The organism is Thermosynechococcus sp. Uc (assembly GCF_029335995.1).
Lineage (GTDB): Bacteria > Cyanobacteriota > Cyanobacteriia > Thermosynechococcales > Thermosynechococcaceae > Thermosynechococcus.
Genome location: NZ_JARJMS020000096.1, coordinates 1 through 15,044, shown reverse-complemented (window position 1 = coordinate 15,044; position 15,044 = coordinate 1). Strand labels below are relative to the sequence as shown.

The following is a 15,044-nucleotide window of genomic DNA, read 5'->3' as shown; positions in this document are numbered from 1 at the left end:
GAAGACCCTGAGTTTGAGACGTTCTACACGAAGAACCTGCTGTTGAATGAGGGCATCCGTGCTTGGATGGCGCCCCAAGACCAACCCCATGAAAACTTTGTCTTCCCAGAAGAGGTACTCCCCCGTGGTAACGCTCTCTAGTAACTCAATTTTTGCCACCAATCGCGACCAGGAATCCTCCGGTTTCGCGTGGTGGGCCGGTAATGCTCGTCTGATCAATCTTTCCGGTAAGCTTTTGGGCGCCCACGTTGCCCACGCTGGCCTGATTGTTTTCTGGGCCGGTGCCATGACCCTGTTTGAGTTGGCTCACTTCATTCCTGAAAAGCCAATGTATGAGCAGGGGCTGATTCTCATCCCCCACATTGCCACCCTAGGCTGGGGGGTTGGCCCCGGCGGTGAAGTCGTGGATACCTTCCCCTTCTTTGTGGTGGGGGTGGTGCACCTGATTTCTTCTGCCGTTTTGGGTTTTGGTGGGGTTTACCATGCCATTCGTGGCCCTGAAACCCTAGAGGAATACTCCTCTTTCTTTGGCTACGACTGGAAAGATAAAAACAAAATGACGACGATTCTGGGTTTTCACCTAATCGTCCTTGGCATTGGTGCCCTATTGTTGGTGGCCAAGGCCATGTTCTTTGGGGGTCTCTATGACACTTGGGCACCTGGTGGTGGGGATGTCCGGGTCATTACCAACCCAACCCTTGACCCCAGGGTCATCTTTGGCTATCTGCTGAAGGCTCCCTTTGGGGGCGAGGGTTGGATTATCAGCGTCAACAACCTTGAGGACGTTGTTGGTGGCCACATCTGGATTGGTTTGATCTGCATTGCTGGTGGCATCTGGCACATTTTGACAACGCCCTTCGGCTGGGCACGTCGTGCCTTCATCTGGTCTGGGGAAGCCTATCTTTCCTACAGCTTAGGCGCCCTGTCTATGATGGGCTTCATTGCCACCTGCTTTGTCTGGTTCAACAACACGGTTTATCCCAGTGAATTCTACGGTCCCACAGGTCCAGAGGCCTCGCAGGCTCAAGCAATGACCTTCTTGATCCGTGACCAAAAACTGGGTGCGAACGTTGGTTCGGCTCAAGGTCCCACGGGTCTGGGTAAATACCTGATGCGCTCTCCCACGGGTGAAATCATCTTTGGGGGCGAGACAATGCGCTTCTGGGATTTCCGTGGTCCTTGGTTAGAGCCGTTGCGCGGTCCCAATGGTCTTGACCTCAACAAGATTAAAAATGATATTCAGCCTTGGCAAGAGCGTCGTGCCGCTGAGTACATGACCCATGCACCTTTGGGGTCCTTGAACTCTGTGGGTGGTGTGGCCACTGAAATCAATTCGGTGAACTTTGTGTCGCCCCGTTCTTGGCTAGCCACCTCCCACTTTGTCTTGGCCTTCTTCTTCTTGGTGGGTCACCTGTGGCACGCGGGTCGTGCCCGTGCGGCGGCGGCTGGTTTTGAGAAGGGGATTGACCGCGAGTCCGAACCCGTTCTCTCAATGCCTAGCCTTGACTAGGGTTAGTTGCTAATTTCTAATGCATTAAAATTTGACTCCCATCTATGTCGATGGGGGTCTTTTTTTGCAAGGACTCAATCTTGGAGGATTTTTAAGAGTTGTGCGGCAATGCGATCGCTGGCGCCAGGTTCGCCCATACGTTCTTTACCATTGGCAGCAACTCGCGCCAGTAGGGCCGAATCTTCCCAGATCTTGCAGAGGGTGGGGATGGCTGCTTGCGGATCATCGAGTAGGAAAATCGAGTCTCCGAGAAGGCGCTTTTGGCGAGTGGCAAAGTCACGGGTAAACTGCGGGCCTTTACCGGCAAACGTGACCACGGGTTTCCCTAAGCCAACGCACTGCTCTGTGGCTGTTCCGGCAAGGGCAATGCCCCCTTCTGCCCAATGTAGAAATTCACGAAAGTGGTGTGAACTTAAAATTAGTTGGTGTTGACCCAACTGCCATGCTTTGGTTTCAGGCAATGGACTGGGTATAGGTTGCCAACCCTCAAGGCACTGTTCAAGAGGATGTAAGTTGAGGCTTGGACTCACAGCGGCAAGAAGGATCAGTGGCTGATCTCGATAGGGTGTCACTGCCCGCAGAATTTGTTGCCAGTTGCAGTAGGCCTCAGGAGCACGGGAACCGGGCAGCAGCACAATTGTTTTCTTGGTAAAGGGGGAAGGAACAGGTGGTGGCATCAGCAAATCCATCATGGGATTGCCGCAGGAGTGAACGGTGTAGCCCAGTTGCCGCAGCCCTTTGGCAGTTAATTCGTCGCGGACAAAAACGCCTTGACAGCGGGGCGATCGCCACAACCATCGCTCCCAAGGCAGGTAGTCACTTCCCGCCCAGCCCATGCCCCAACGGTAAGGACGCCCCATCGCATCATAGAGGTAATAGTCAGACTTGGCAGTGCCGACAAAACTATAGGTTCCCCCCGTACCATGGGCCAGTAATAGCGGCACAATATCACCAACAGCCAAGATATGCCCTGCTGAGAATCGTTGCCAACGCTGGACAGCACGAACCTGTTCCCCCAAAAGTCCCAGCAACCCTGCGCTGAGATCTCGCCATAGCTGTCGCAGATCCATGTAGATAAAACCACCAGAGGGAAGTCTTTTTCCGGGGTATAGGAGGGGAATGCCTAGCCGAGTATAGGCAGCTCCTAAGCCTACCAAAGGCAATGCTGTCAAGTCTAGGTTTGGACACCGGTACTGCAAGGCCTGCAAAATCGAGCTGGCGATCGCGTCCTCCCCGTGACCATTACTCAGGCAAAGCAGTTGTTTCATACCTGCATTAACTGAAAAGTTGCGGCAAATCGTGACCAATCATCCTCCTGATCAAGGGCTTGCCAAATGTATTCCATCTGAGGACGGATGAGAATAACAGGGGGATTGGCGACCTCTAGAGTTTTGGCAATTGCTGCTTGTTGTAACGGAGTGGCTTGTTGCAGCAGTTCAAAATAGATTTTTTTCCAAGGGTCTAGAAGTTTTTGATCTGCGGGTGGGAGTGTTGGGCTTTGGCAAAAAATATGACCCACGCCCACGGCCCACTGCGGGGAAAATTCTTGCTGCAGACTGACAAAGAATTGGGGATAACTGATGGTGCTATGCCTGAGAAAGGCTTGGGTCTTTGCTACTAGGGGACGGCCAAGCTCTAGGGGAAGATTTGTCCAACCAAAGCATTTGAGCATGAGTCTCAGGTAGGTGGTTTGACAGCGATCGCCAAAGGTTTTCAGGGCAGCTTGCATTTCCTCAAGGGGCAGTGGGATTTGCAGCTCCTCTAGATTCCAAGCAGGCTGGTTGATTGCCATAGGCCTAGCGGTCATAATAAATAAAATAAGTGGCTGTAAATCCCAAACCATAGTGCTCCAGAAAACAGAGGGATCATAGTCAAAACTTTCGCTCGTAATGGCCATATTATCGATGTTCAAAACACCGTGGCAAAAGCCCGCCATCAACCACTGCGCTGCCAGATTTGCTGTTCGTGTCACCAGCTCACGAGAGAAAGTGCAATCCCGTTCCTCCGTAATCTCAAGCAGATGTGGGTAGTAGTCATTGACATCATCGAGTAACCGGCGCATCAAGTCGGATCGTCGCAGATAGTGAAGTCGCTCAAAGGTGCCAAAAGAATATGGGATTGACCAAGGCGCACCAAAACGGCGATCGCTCATCACCCCGCCAGAGAGACTGCCCCGTTTCCACTACGCTGAGACTGCGAAAGGTACGCACACCAAGACGATGGAGAAGCTCACTCGCCAAAACCTCACACCCCCTTTCAATGTAAGACGACCATCTCCACCTCGGGAACAGGGTGTCGTACCCGAACCTTTTTTATCAAGGTCATACAGCCGACCATCTCCTAAACGAGGACTGTATTCCCCGAATTGGTAACCGTGATAGCGTATCGCCCAAAAGGGTTCTCGCCCCTAAAATTGGCCAAAGGCCGCAATAAAATCGGCAGCGATGACTTCGTCCATCAAGAGCAAAAGGGCATCATTGCCAAAACGCAGAATAGGCTGTGGAAAGGCTGCTACTTGTACTTCATCCCAGTGCTCTTCTCCTAGGGCGAGAAACGCGGGTTCGTACTCAAGAGTTTGAAAACAATGTCGAGACCTTCAGATCCTGCTGAGCTATTGTAGTGTTTTGGCCGTCTTCCCTTTGGACTTTTTGGGGTTGGGAGGATCCACTAGTGTGCGCAGATGGGCTTGAATCTGCTGATGCCGTTCAATTCCCTCAAAGGCAAAGGGATTGTAACTGCGCTCTCGAATCAAACTGCGGATATAGCGAATACGTTCCTCCGTAGGCGGGTGCGTGGAAAACCATGGCAGGGGTGGCTCCTGATTGCGGTATTCCTTCTTGAGGGTATGCATTAAATTGAGAAGGCCATCGGCAGCATAACCTGCCCGTGCTAGGATGCGTGTTCCCAAAATATCTGCTTCTCGCTCCATTTCCCGACTATAGCGAGTCACAAGCAGCCCTGTCAGGTAGCCGCCAGTGGGGAATAACCGCGTCAAGTTAGCAGTGGCTGTGCCCTGTACCATCAGGCGAAACCCATGGGAAAGCACCGCGTGCGCCATTTCGTGGGCAAGTAACCCGGCCAATTCTGCTTCTGTATTGGCTTTAAGAATTGCACCCGTGTGGATAAAGATCTTGCCGCCCGGCAAGGCAAAGGCATTGAGGTCGTTATCTTTGATAACAAAAAACTCGTACTCAAACTCATTGCGACCCGCCATTTTGGCAAGACGTTGCCCTAGGTCATTGATGTAGGCTTGAACTTGCGGATCCTCAAGCAGCTTCACTTGGCGACTAATCTGCCGCGCTGCTGAGCGGCCAAGGGCAGATTCTCCCTGTATCATCAAGGCCATCATTTGAATCGAGTCCAAAGACAGGAGGGGATTGCCCGTGACAGCCACACCCACCAGTCCGGTGAGGGCACCCACAATCATACCTTCGCGCAACTGCCCCTGAAGACGGCGACGGAAGCGTTGCATCCGCTCTGTAGCCAATTGTTGAAATTCAGGTGTAGCGGGGTGGTCAGGATTCAACAGGACAAAGCGTTGGGCAGCCAGTGCTGCTTCCAGCCACTGTTGCTGGCGATCGTTAAGTGTGACGAGGGTACGATGAATATCGGGTTGATCGGGATAGAGGCTGGCAACTTGTTCGAGGTGGGCATAGGCCTCTTTGAGGGAACCTTGCTGTACGAGAAACTCAGCAAAGCGCACCTGGCCAGGAATAAACTCTGGAAACTGCTCTACCAAAAGCTGTAGCGGTACGGCTTGGGCACTGTAGAGTTGGGAGTCGCCTTGAACTTCACGCCAATAGACTTGGGCAGCGGGGGGCAGTTGACTGATTTCCTGTACAGGCGGAGGGATGACCCGAGGGGGTGGTAAGTTTAAGTCAGGTTTGGCTTTTTGGTAGTAGGTTTGGGCAGCGGCAAAGTCTCCTAATTGCCAGTGGCGATCGCCCTCTCGTAGAAGTGCTAAACGTGCCTCTTGAGCTACTTGCTCTGCTGTGAGTTGCAGTGTTGTTGGAGCCTGCGGAGAATTGGCAGCCACTATCGGTGAAGGTTCTTTAGGGGGTGCTGGTGAATCCCCCTTGATCTCCGTGCTAGTGGGTAGGGAAGGGGGAGATTCTACAGGAGGGATTACTTCTGCGGCAGCTTGGGACGGCAGCGGCAATAAATCAATAGCAGTATCCTGAGATTGCGGCAGGCGAGCTTGGGCAAACGGTTCTTCTTTAATCAGTGCAATCCATTCATTTTCTGCCCCAGCGGTTTGGGGTGGCGATATCTCCGCTGCTCTCATAGGTTCGAGACCCATCCCTAAAAGAAGAGCAATACTCAACAGCCAGTAGCGCAACCCATCTTTCACCATGACGCTGTCCTCCAACCACCTGATGCCTTATAGTCTAACCACAGCTCACAACTACAATCGGGCAAACATTACAATGAAACTATTAGTGGATTTGAAATAGAATGACCTCTGCTTTAGAAGAAAAATTACGGACTGTCTTTAGTCCTGAGCAGGCACATCTACTAGCAGAAGTAATCCGTGAGGCCTATGACGAGGTAGTTAAGGCCAAAGACTTTAATGAGTTAAAATCAATTGTTGCCGATTTAGCTCAAGCCCAAAAACGCACCGAAGAGCGAGTTGAAGAGCTAGCTCAAGCCCAAAAGCGCACCGAAGAGCGAGTTGAAGAGCTAGCTCAAGCCCAAAAACGCACCGAAGAGCGAGTTGAAGAGCTAGCTCAAGCCCAAAAACGCACTGAAGAGCAAGTTGTTCAGTTGGCTGCCGCCGTAGATAGACTTTCTGCTGCCCAAGAACGCACAGAAAGAGCAGTTAGGCAACTGGCGCGGCAGGTGGGTGGTCTCAGTGAAGCTCTCGGGGGCTCCCTAGAAGACCTAGCTTTGGAAGTAGTGCCGGAAATTCTCGAGTACCGTTGGGGGATGGAAATTGAATTTTGCAATCGCGACACCCTGCCCCTAGGAAATGGCGAGTATGAGTTTGACTTAGTAATTCGCGGTCAAGTGGAAGGACGACCGGTATTGGTTTTAGGAGAGGTGAAGAGCAACATTACGGCATCAGAGGTGGAACGATTTTTGAACCTTGTGACTCAAGTGGAGGCCAGTGAGGAGATTCGTCCCCTCTTTTTCGGCTACCGTCTAGAACGGGCAGCCAAAGACTTGATTCGAGAACGAGGCGCCGCCATGGTCTCTACACGGGGTAAATACTTTCCCGAATGAGCCTTAAGAATTTTGGTATTACTGGGGAAACAACAGTCTTAACAGCGATAGGTGACAACGAGCAGCTCGCTAATCTTGCCGCGTTTATGGCTATTCGAGTTGATCACACGGCTGGCCTTAAGTTCAATGCACTGCCAAGAGCGATACAGTTGCAGTACGGGTTCAACCCATGCATTGCTGATCATGACATAGCATCCCCGTTGAACCAGCTCCTCTACCACCTTGGCTAGGGCAATCTGTTCTACTTCGCCAAAGGGTTGTTCTGTGTAACTGGTAAAGTTGGCAGTTTTAGAAAGGGGATAATAGGGGGGATCAAAGTAGATAAAATCCCCCGCTGCTGCCCATGTTAAAACCTCTTGAAAATCCGCCACACTCAAGGTCACGTTTTCCAAGGCAAGACTGGCTTGGCGCAGCGTCTCAGGATCAAAAATCTGGGGATTGGCATAGCGCCCCATGGGAACATTGAACTGGCCGGCACGATTGACGCGATAGAGACCGTTAAAACAGGTCTTATTGAGATAGATAAACCGAGCTGCCCGCGTCAGGGAATCGAGTTGCTGCTGATTTAAGCTGCGAATGTAGTAGTAAAAGGTTTCACTGTGCTGTTGACGATACTCGGTGAGTCGGGCAATCAAGTCTTCAACGCGATCGCGCACAATTTGGTAGCAATTGATAAGTTCAGCATTGCGATCGCTCAACCGCGCCTGCTGAAACTGAAACTGCCCTCGCTGGGCTTGGCCAAAGAGATACCAATAGAGCGCCGCACTGCCACAAAATGGCTCAGCATAGCAGCAGCATTCCTGGGGCAAGTAGGGAGCTATCTGGCTCAGCAACTGAGACTTGCCGCCGGCCCACTTGAGAAATGGCTTCGGATTGAGGGGTGTTGTCGTCCCCACTAGGCTGGTGGAAACAAGAGAAACAACAGTCCCTGCTGCCCCACGAGCAATTCCCGCAGGAGCGTAACAATGCCTACCCAAATAATGGGGCTAATGTCCACCCCCCCCAAAGGCGGCACAATGCGGCGAGTGGGTGCAAGAACCGGCTCTGAGAGCCAATAAATAATTTTCAATGGTCCTTGGGTGAGGCTAATCTGGGGGTACCACGTGAAGATGATACGCACAAGAAAAATCAACGTCAAAATGGCGAGGATAACGCCTAGTACCCAATTGATAACAATAACAGCAGGCATTGACATTGTTTAGACTATCTCAAACTATTATCCCAAAAAATGATCAAGGGCAGCCTTGAGTTCTGCTAGCTCCTGATCAATGCGTCCCTCCTGAGCGGCACGAGTCACACATTCATTCAAATGCTCATCGAGAATCAGCCGTGCCACCCGGTCCAACGCTCCCCGCACGGCGGCAATTTGAATCAATACCTCTGGACAAGGGCGACTGTCCTGCACCATAGCTTTGATGCCACGCACGTGCCCTTCAATGCGCGACAGCCGATTGACGATCGCCCGCAGCGATTCCTCACTGTGGTGATGGGGGTGAGAATGCAAAGAGGGGGAAGAATGGGAATGGGATTCAGTGCCCACGGCAAACAGTCCTAAACAATCAGTAAAACAATGAATAAATCACTCAAGAACGCCACAAATTAAGGCATTGTGACCTCCCGTGGAAGGTGATTGCATAGATTATTAATACTTGCACAGCAATTGTAGCAAACTTGCTAGGCGTGCTTGGTTTTGGGCATGAAAGAACTGTAGCTGGATGTTCTTTAGTGGGCGTTCACCCTAGGCGTGACTCCTTTAACTGTTGCCCTTGGGGAACTCGTGATAGTATCGGGACACATCCCCGCAGGACGCAGTGGACGAACCAACGTGACAGAACCAATTTTTTGGTTGGCAGTGTCACTGGTATTAGTGGCCGTATGCTTGGCAGCCGTTCTGGTTGCCGCAATTCCGGCATTTATAGAGCTGGCACGGGCTGCCCGCAGTGCTGAAAAGCTTTTTGATACATTGGGGCGGGAGCTACCGCCTACATTGGAAGCCATTCGTTTGACGGGCTTGGAGATTAGCGATCTCACGGATGACATTAGCCAAGGTGTAGAAAGTGCGGGGAATGTAGTCAAGCAGGTAGATCAGGGCATTGCAGCAGCAAAACGGCAGGTTCAGGAGGTAAAAGTCACCACCCGTAGTGTCTTTGCTGGAGTAAAGGCGGCGTGGCAAACGTGGAATCGTCCCAGTCGTAAGCCCTCGCGGCTCCCTCCAAGTCAATTGTCGCCGCCGCCAGAGCGATCGCCCCAAGAACGTCGTGAACAGGCTAAGGAAAGCTGAATCATCCCCTGGCGCAGGGTGGTCACTGGCTCGGCGCCTAGCTTAAGCTGGTACTCCGTAGTTAAGAGAGTCCGCAAACAGGCCGCAAGGGCAGGCAGAGCAACAGCATTGACTTCTTTTTGCAGGAAATAGACCCGTTTGGGATTGCTGACTTCGGCAAGTTTGGCAATGCGTTGAGTGTCCCGCTCATGGCTGAGTAACTTGACCCACAACCAAGTGCGAAATTGTTTGGTCAGCGTGGCCAATAGGCGCAAGGGGGGTTCGTTTTGTAGCAGCAGGTCTTCTAGTTGGCTTAGGGCAGCGGCTGTGTCCCCGCGCAGCAGGGTACTGGCAAGGGTGAGGCTGCTTTGTTGGGTAGCATGAACAAGGGCTGTAATGTCCTCAGCGGTAAGGGGGCGACGGCAGTGCTGTTCGCTGGCAAATAAGGCCAATTTTTCTAATTCATTGTGCAGCTGGCGGCTGTCATTGCCCACCGCTTCTGCAAGGAGCTGTACTCCCTCAGGGGAAAGGTGCAGTTGATAGTATTGAGCCGCTTTGCGGATCTGCTGTTCAATTTCAGCGGTTTTCCAAGCGGCAATTGGACTAAATTCCTGAATCTGGCCATGCTGTTGCAGTAGCTTGACGGCTTTGCTACGGCTGTCGGGTTTTTGGGCACTGGTGAGGAGTAAATGACAGTTTGCTGGAATTTGCGGTAGAGTCAGTTCTAAATCTGCAAGCAGTTCCGCACTACAGCGTTGACCTAGGGTTGTATTCACCAGCCACACCAAGCGATCGCCCCCTCCCAAGGGCGGCGTCATCACCTGCGCCAAGGCGGCTTGAACGGCTTCAGTATCCTCGCCAGCAAATTTCTCGAAGTTAAAACTCTCCCACAGGGGATCTACTACTTGTTGCCGTAGTGCCTTAACCGCTTGCTCTAGTCGAAACTCGTCTTCCCCCCAGTAGAAATAAACAGGCATTTTGCATAAATTTTCCCTTATCCATTAGGATAAAGACATTGTGGCGGAGAATAAGAAAATGTTGCAATCTTGTTCCCGATGGCCCTTTCGCTTTTTGGCACTGGGTACACTGGGAGTGGGGTTAGCAATGGCACCTTTATTTTGGCAAGCGGCAGATTCCCAGGAACCACCTACCCAAGCACTCACCATTTTGGCGGATGTTCAACAGGCAAATGCAGTGACGGGGGTGATTACAGCGCGGGGAAATGTGCAATTGCGCTATCCTGCCCGCCAAATTCAGGCCAGTGCGGCTCAAGCTCAATACTTTAGTCGTGAGGGTCGCATTGTCCTCAGTGGTAATGTGTACGTTCTGCAACAGGGGAACAGTCTCCGCGCTGAAACTATCACTTACCTTATCTCCGAGGCCAAATTCGTTGCCCTGCCTGCCCCCAGCCGCCAAGTTGAATCTATTTTAATGATTCGCGATGACCCTAACCAACAAATTCTTGGACCTGTGCAGCCCAAATAGGCGGTTTGCTTTACCCACTACGCTGCGTCTAGAGGGTGTGTGCAAACGGTATAACAGTCGTTGGGTCGTCGATCACGTCAGTCTCTCGGTGGTACGGGGAGAAGTGGTAGGTCTGTTGGGACCTAATGGTGCTGGCAAAACGACAACCTTTTACATGGCCACAGGGATTGAACGACCAGATTACGGGCGAGTATGGCTAGATGATGAGGATATTACCCATGCTCCTCTACATCAGCGGGCACGGCGGGGCATTGGTTATTTGCCCCAAGAACCGAGTATCTTTCGCCACTTGACGGTTGCGGAAAATATTCTTTTGGTTTTAGAAGAGACGGGCGTGCCACGACGCCAATGGCGCGATCGCCTGGATCAACTGCTGACGGAATTTCGCCTCACCCACATTGCCCATACCCTTGGTCGGCGCGTCTCAGGGGGAGAACGGCGGCGCACAGAATTAGCCCGTGCCTTAGCGGCAGGAACCCAAGGGCCTAGCTTTTTGCTCCTTGATGAACCCTTTGCAGGTGTGGATCCGATTGCTGTGCATGATTTACAGGAGATGATTGCTAAGCTGCGCGATCGCCAGATGGGTATTCTCATTACCGATCACAATGTGCGGGAAACGCTGCAAATTATTGACCGCGCCTACATTCTGCGGGAAGGGCAAATTTTAGCCGCAGGAAATAGCTGGGAACTAGCACAGAATGCCAAAGTGCGGCAATACTACCTCGGTGAGGATTTTCGTTTCTAGGCATGATCAGAGCACTGCGGCGCATCTGGCTGCCGACTCTCCCCAAATTAGATCAGTATCTTCTCTCGCTACTGGTGCCGGGGTTTGTTTTTGGCGTTACAGTCTTTACCACCTTGGCGCTGACCATAGGCACGATTTTTGATCTAGTACGGCAAATTGCTGATGCCCAACTGCCCCTAACAATTTTGCTGCAATTGATTGGTTATCAGTTGCCCACAGTGCTGGTCTTGGTTTTTCCGATGGCGGTGCTGCTGGCGGTTGTGGGGGCAATGAGTCAACTCTCGGAGGAGGGGGAGTGGATTGCCCTGCGCAGTGTAGGAATTTGTCTGCGTCGTGTGCTCATACCTGTGGTGGTTTTTGCCCTGTTTGTAAGCGGCTTGACCCTCGCGCTCAATGAAATTGCAGTGCCGATCGCCAAGTTTGAATCCCAAAAACTCATGCGGGAGCTTCTGCAGCAGGAGCGTACCCTTGGCTCAGGCACGGATATTTTCTACCCTGAGTACGATCGCCACGGAGAGGTGCGGCGACTGTATTACGGGCATCGCTTTGATGGTAGCCGCATTCAGGGGATCACAGTTTTGGACTTTTCGCAACCGCAGCTCACTCAGGTCATCAGTGCTGAATCCGCTGAGTGGAATGTGCGCCAGCGTCGCTGGTTACTTTCTCAAGGGGTGACCTATTTAATTAGCCACACAGGGGTCAGTCGCAATCTGTTGCAATTTGACCAACAGGAGATCCGTTTGCCTCGGCCTGCTCAATCTCAGCCACTCCGACCCACTGATGTAGATGAACTCTCCATCACCCAAGCACGCCGTGCCCTGCAACGCCTCGATCCCGATCGAGAGCCAGAACTGGTGCGTGCCCTAGAGGTTCATTTAGCTCAGTCCTATGCTCAGCCCTTTTTGGCCGTGGTCTTTGCGCTTTTAGGGGCGGGGCTTGGCCTCAGTCCTTCCCAACGACGGGGACGACAGGGATTTGGCATTAGTGTGGCAGTGGTCTTTGCACAGTACGTGCTCACGTTTTTTCTCAGTGCCTTGGGCAAGATGGGGACACTTTCCCCCCTTGTGGCAGCGTGGTTGCCCCACGGCATTGGTTTCGCAGTGGCGATCGCTCTACTGTGGCGTGCGAACCGCAGTTAGAGAGTTATCATGAAAAAAGTGCTGATTGCTGATCCATGCCGCAAACGTTTGATCTTCACGTTGTTGAGACGCGACCCTTGTTGACGCCTGCTGCGCTGCTAGCGGATTTACCCCTGACGGAATCCCAAGCCACCCTTGTGGCCACGACCCGCGATCGCATTCGTAACATTTTCAAGGGGCGCGATCGCCGACTCCTAGTGATTGTCGGGCCTTGTTCGATTCACGATGTCAAAGCCGCCCTAGAATATGGTGAAAAACTGACCCAAGTGCGCGATCGCCTACAGGATAGCCTAGAAATTGTAATGCGGGTCTATTTCGAGAAACCGCGAACTTCCGTGGGCTGGAAGGGATTGATTAACGATCCGCACCTTGACGGCAGCTATGACATCAATACTGGCCTCCGCTTGGCTCGCAAGCTATTACTGGATTTAGCCAACATAGGGATACCCGCTGCAACAGAATTACTCGACCCGATTATTCCCCAGTACATTGCCGACGTTGTCAGTTGGACCGCCATTGGTGCTCGCACCACTGAAAGCCAAACTCACCGTCAAATGGCGTCGGGACTCTCGATGCCCGTAGGCTTCAAAAATGGCACCGATGGCCACTTAGACTCAGCAATCAATGCCATGATTGCCGCCCAACAATCGCATCATTTCCTCGGGATTAATGCTGAAGGCCGTGCCAGTATTGTTGCCACCACGGGGAATCCCGATACCCATCTTGTGCTGCGGGGAGGCAAAGACGGCCCCAATTATTCTGCTGCCCACATCGAGATGGCTGCCGCACTTCTAGAGCGTAAAGGACTGACCCCTCGGCTGATGGTGGACTGTAGCCATGCCAATGCGGCTAAAGATGCTCAGCGTCAAGTACTTGTCTGTGAGAACCTCGCCCAGCAGGTGCAGCAAGGCTCCCGTTATCTAGCGGGGGTAATGATCGAAAGCCATCTCAAGGCAGGGAATCAACCAATTCCCAAAGATCTTTCACAATTAGTCTATGGCCAAAGCATTACAGATCCCTGCGTGGACTTTGCCACAACGGTCAAAATGCTCGAACAATTGGCCAGTGCTGTAGGCTCACAACTGGTCGCCAGATGACCGTCTCCCCTGAGCCAGAATTTTCTCCGCCGACAGATCTATTGAAGTGGCGCAAACTTTGAATCTTGCGTTGAATCTCTCGGAGTCTTTCTGGGAGCGGGTTTGAGTATTTTCAGTAGCCTTGTAGAAAATAATTTACCCTCCCTTGCCAGGGATCTCTCGGAATAGGCGGTTGCAATCCGCTCAAGGAGCGGCTATATTAAAGATGCTCCTGCTTTCCTTCGGGAAAGCTGATTCAATGGAAACGGCCATCCAGACTGGTGGAGTTGATGGCTCTATCTTTATTTTCTTTCCTTTGGGGAAGCTAATTAAGTGGAAAGAGTGGAAACAATTTGAAAGACCTTATCCATGCTGGTCAGCTCAAGGAGCATCATCATTTGTTTAGGAACGTTGCGTAGGTAAAGTTGCCCGCTAGCGAGGCGAACGGTTTTGAGGGCAACGACAAGGGCACCTAAACCAGAACTGTCAATGAAGGTAATCTCAGCGCAATCCAGCAATAAATCTTGGGTTCCCTGTTGAACTAGCTCAGCGACTTTTTGACGAAATTCCTGAGCTTGCGGGCCACCAAAGACCCCCGACAGCTTAATGACTTCAGCAGTGTTGGCCATAGCACGATGACGGAAAGAGACTCCCCGATAGTATAAGCCTTTTCCCTAGCGATTCCCAGACAAGGCTAGCTCTGTGAAATTTTGTGGAGCAAGCGCAACAAGCTGTAGTAGTCATAGTAGGCTTAACTCTAGCCGTTGAGAAATTTTTAGGACGATAACTCATGGTGCAACGTGGTTCTAAAGTCAAGATTCTCCGCCCTGAATCCTACTGGTATAACGAAGTGGGCACCGTCGCCTCTGTGGATCAAACTCCCGGCGTCAAATATCCTGTGATTGTGCGCTTTGACAAAGTTAATTACACCGGCTACAGCGGCAGTGCTAGCGGTGTGAATACGAATAACTTTGCACTCCATGAAGTGCAAGAGGTAACTCCCCCTAAAAAAAGGTAAATAGTTTCTGAGACAGTGCCGGAATTACCGGAAGTTGAAACAGTCCGCCGTGGGCTAGAAGTCGTCACCTTGGGACAGCCTATTGTGGGGGTGGAAGTACTTCTAGCCCGTTCTATTGCCTTTCCCGACCAGCCTCAAGCTTTCATTGAGCACCTGCGCGATCGCTCCTTTGCACAATGGCAACGGCGGGGTAAGTATCTTTTGGCTACCCTGAGTGACAACAGTTGCCTCGTGATTCATCTGCGCATGAGTGGCCAGTTATTGTGGCTCACGACTCCCCAGCCCCCGTGTTCCCATACCCGTGTGCGCTGGTTTTTACAAACGGGAGCGGAGTTGCGCTTTGTGGATCAACGCACTTTTGGCCGCTGCTGGTGGCTACCCGCTGACTGTCCAGCAGAAAAGAGAATTCCTAGCCTAGCCACATTGGCACCAGAACCCTTCAGTGAGGCTTTTACAGTTGAATTCCTCAGGGAACGGCTTGGCCGCTGTCGTCGCGCGCTGAAAACGGCACTCTTGGATCAGACCATTGTTGCGGGCATGGGGAATATCTATGCCGATGAAAGTCTTTTCTTGAGCGGTCTGCACCCC

Annotated in this window: 17 protein-coding genes and 2 pseudogenes; 10 read left to right on the top strand and 9 right to left on the bottom strand. The window is 52.0% G+C overall.

Features of this window, described 5'->3' with window-relative positions:
* Positions 1–141 (top strand): annotated as a pseudogene (locus tag P3X23_RS10985) (photosystem II protein D2); the annotation flags it as partial.
* On the top strand, positions 125–1,510 hold the full coding sequence (psbC, locus tag P3X23_RS10980; protein WP_300876664.1) for a photosystem II reaction center protein CP43: 1,386 nt from the start codon (positions 125–127) through the stop codon (positions 1,508–1,510). The pseudogene P3X23_RS10985 and the gene psbC, both read left to right, overlap by 17 nt.
* A gap of 74 nt (positions 1,511–1,584) precedes the next feature.
* Here the strand turns inward: psbC and P3X23_RS10975 are convergent, their stop codons facing one another.
* From P3X23_RS10975 to P3X23_RS10960, 4 genes and pseudogenes are all read right to left on the bottom strand, one after another.
* A complete protein-coding gene (locus P3X23_RS10975; protein ID WP_300876662.1) occupies positions 1,585–2,778 on the bottom strand; it encodes a lipid-A-disaccharide synthase-related protein in 1,194 nt (397 codons plus the stop codon).
* Positions 2,775–3,572, bottom strand: a complete 798-nt coding sequence (locus P3X23_RS10970; RefSeq protein ID WP_300876660.1) for a protein adenylyltransferase SelO family protein — start codon at positions 3,570–3,572, stop codon at positions 2,775–2,777. The genes P3X23_RS10975 and P3X23_RS10970 overlap by 4 nt, the downstream gene beginning before the upstream one ends.
* 31 nt (positions 3,573–3,603) lie before the next feature.
* A pseudogene (locus P3X23_RS10965) lies at positions 3,604–4,031 on the bottom strand (protein adenylyltransferase SelO family protein); the annotation flags it as partial.
* A 90-nt stretch (positions 4,032–4,121) separates the two neighbouring features.
* Positions 4,122–5,864 (bottom strand): M48 family metalloprotease, encoded by a 1,743-nt coding sequence (locus P3X23_RS10960; RefSeq protein WP_300876658.1) that lies wholly within the window; start codon positions 5,862–5,864, stop codon positions 4,122–4,124.
* Between the two features lie 101 nt (positions 5,865–5,965).
* Here P3X23_RS10960 and P3X23_RS10955 point away from each other — a divergent pair, with 101 nt between their 5' ends.
* Positions 5,966–6,733 carry a hypothetical protein gene (locus tag P3X23_RS10955; RefSeq protein ID WP_300876657.1) on the top strand — a complete coding sequence of 256 codons (768 nt, stop codon included), beginning with the start codon at positions 5,966–5,968 and terminating at the stop codon, positions 6,731–6,733.
* Positions 6,734–6,771: 38 nt separating this feature from the next.
* Here P3X23_RS10955 and P3X23_RS10950 read toward each other — a convergent pair whose 3' ends face one another.
* The 3 genes from P3X23_RS10950 to P3X23_RS10940 are packed head-to-tail and all read right to left on the bottom strand — an operon-like array spanning position 6,772 to position 8,273.
* Positions 6,772–7,629 (bottom strand): DNA adenine methylase, encoded by an 858-nt coding sequence (locus P3X23_RS10950; RefSeq protein WP_300876655.1) that lies wholly within the window; start codon positions 7,627–7,629, stop codon positions 6,772–6,774.
* The gene (locus P3X23_RS10945) at positions 7,629–7,922 is read right to left on the bottom strand and encodes a YggT family protein (protein ID WP_367186611.1); all 294 of its coding nucleotides are present in this window, start codon (positions 7,920–7,922) and stop codon (positions 7,629–7,631) included. Before P3X23_RS10945 ends, P3X23_RS10950 begins: the two co-directional genes overlap by 1 nt.
* Positions 7,923–7,949: 27 nt before the next feature.
* On the bottom strand, positions 7,950–8,273 hold the full coding sequence (locus tag P3X23_RS10940) for a metal-sensing transcriptional repressor (RefSeq protein WP_300876650.1): 324 nt from the start codon (positions 8,271–8,273) through the stop codon (positions 7,950–7,952).
* Between the two features lie 285 nt (positions 8,274–8,558).
* Between P3X23_RS10940 and P3X23_RS10935 the strand changes: the two genes are divergently transcribed.
* Complete coding sequence (locus P3X23_RS10935) at positions 8,559–9,014, top strand: hypothetical protein (protein WP_367186612.1); 456 nt, start codon at positions 8,559–8,561, stop codon at positions 9,012–9,014.
* On the opposite strand, the gene holA is transcribed toward P3X23_RS10935, so the two are convergent.
* Positions 8,951–9,970, bottom strand: a complete 1,020-nt coding sequence (gene holA, locus P3X23_RS10930) for a DNA polymerase III subunit delta (protein ID WP_300876644.1) — start codon at positions 9,968–9,970, stop codon at positions 8,951–8,953. The genes P3X23_RS10935 and holA overlap by 64 nt on opposite strands.
* A 58-nt stretch (positions 9,971–10,028) precedes the next feature.
* On the opposite strand from holA, the gene P3X23_RS10925 reads away from it, so the two are divergent.
* The 4 genes from P3X23_RS10925 to P3X23_RS10910 are packed head-to-tail and all read left to right on the top strand — an operon-like array spanning position 10,029 to position 13,459.
* Positions 10,029–10,478 carry an LptA/OstA family protein gene (locus P3X23_RS10925; protein ID WP_300876641.1) on the top strand — a complete coding sequence of 150 codons (450 nt, stop codon included), beginning with the start codon at positions 10,029–10,031 and terminating at the stop codon, positions 10,476–10,478.
* On the top strand, positions 10,435–11,223 hold the full coding sequence (gene lptB / locus P3X23_RS10920) for an LPS export ABC transporter ATP-binding protein (RefSeq protein ID WP_300876638.1): 789 nt from the start codon (positions 10,435–10,437) through the stop codon (positions 11,221–11,223). The genes P3X23_RS10925 and lptB overlap by 44 nt, the downstream gene beginning before the upstream one ends.
* Positions 11,224–11,225: 2 nt before the next feature.
* Positions 11,226–12,362, top strand: coding sequence for an LptF/LptG family permease (locus tag P3X23_RS10915; RefSeq protein ID WP_300876635.1), 1,137 nt, complete (start codon positions 11,226–11,228; stop codon positions 12,360–12,362).
* Between the two features lie 35 nt (positions 12,363–12,397).
* Positions 12,398–13,459, top strand: coding sequence for a 3-deoxy-7-phosphoheptulonate synthase (locus tag P3X23_RS10910; RefSeq protein ID WP_300876632.1), 1,062 nt, complete (start codon positions 12,398–12,400; stop codon positions 13,457–13,459).
* A 308-nt stretch (positions 13,460–13,767) separates the two neighbouring features.
* Here P3X23_RS10910 and P3X23_RS10905 read toward each other — a convergent pair whose 3' ends face one another.
* Entirely contained in the window at positions 13,768–14,067 is a 300-nt protein-coding gene (locus tag P3X23_RS10905; protein WP_300876629.1) for an STAS domain-containing protein, read from the bottom strand.
* 161 nt (positions 14,068–14,228) lie between these two features.
* Here P3X23_RS10905 and P3X23_RS10900 point away from each other — a divergent pair, with 161 nt between their 5' ends.
* Together P3X23_RS10900 and mutM are read left to right on the top strand one after the other, a co-directional pair.
* Entirely contained in the window at positions 14,229–14,456 is a 228-nt protein-coding gene (locus tag P3X23_RS10900) for a photosystem I reaction center subunit IV (protein WP_300876626.1), read from the top strand.
* Between the two features lie 15 nt (positions 14,457–14,471).
* A partial coding sequence (mutM, locus tag P3X23_RS10895) for a DNA-formamidopyrimidine glycosylase (RefSeq protein ID WP_300876623.1) occupies positions 14,472–15,044 on the top strand: 573 nt, incomplete at its 3' end.

Excerpts from the sequence above, each read along its gene's own strand:
- P3X23_RS10905 (WP_300876629.1), bottom strand. The coding sequence starts at position 14,067 with ATGGCCAACACTGCTGAAGTCATTAAGCTGTCGGGGGTCTTTGGTGGC.
- P3X23_RS10960 (WP_300876658.1), bottom strand. The coding sequence starts at position 5,864 with ATGGTGAAAGATGGGTTGCGCTACTGGCTGTTGAGTATTGCTCTTCTT.
- P3X23_RS10975 (WP_300876662.1), bottom strand. The coding sequence starts at position 2,778 with ATGAAACAACTGCTTTGCCTGAGTAATGGTCACGGGGAGGACGCGATC.
- P3X23_RS10955 (WP_300876657.1), top strand. The coding sequence starts at position 5,966 with ATGACCTCTGCTTTAGAAGAAAAATTACGGACTGTCTTTAGTCCTGAG.
- holA (WP_300876644.1), bottom strand. The coding sequence starts at position 9,970 with ATGCCTGTTTATTTCTACTGGGGGGAAGACGAGTTTCGACTAGAGCAA.
- lptB (WP_300876638.1), top strand. The coding sequence starts at position 10,435 with ATGACCCTAACCAACAAATTCTTGGACCTGTGCAGCCCAAATAGGCGG.
- P3X23_RS10970 (WP_300876660.1), bottom strand. The coding sequence starts at position 3,572 with ATGCGCCGGTTACTCGATGATGTCAATGACTACTACCCACATCTGCTT.
- P3X23_RS10900 (WP_300876626.1), top strand. The coding sequence starts at position 14,229 with ATGGTGCAACGTGGTTCTAAAGTCAAGATTCTCCGCCCTGAATCCTAC.
- P3X23_RS10925 (WP_300876641.1), top strand. The coding sequence starts at position 10,029 with ATGTTGCAATCTTGTTCCCGATGGCCCTTTCGCTTTTTGGCACTGGGT.
- P3X23_RS10910 (WP_300876632.1), top strand. The coding sequence starts at position 12,398 with ATGCCGCAAACGTTTGATCTTCACGTTGTTGAGACGCGACCCTTGTTG.
- P3X23_RS10945 (WP_367186611.1), bottom strand. The coding sequence starts at position 7,922 with ATGCCTGCTGTTATTGTTATCAATTGGGTACTAGGCGTTATCCTCGCC.
- P3X23_RS10915 (WP_300876635.1), top strand. The coding sequence starts at position 11,226 with ATGATCAGAGCACTGCGGCGCATCTGGCTGCCGACTCTCCCCAAATTA.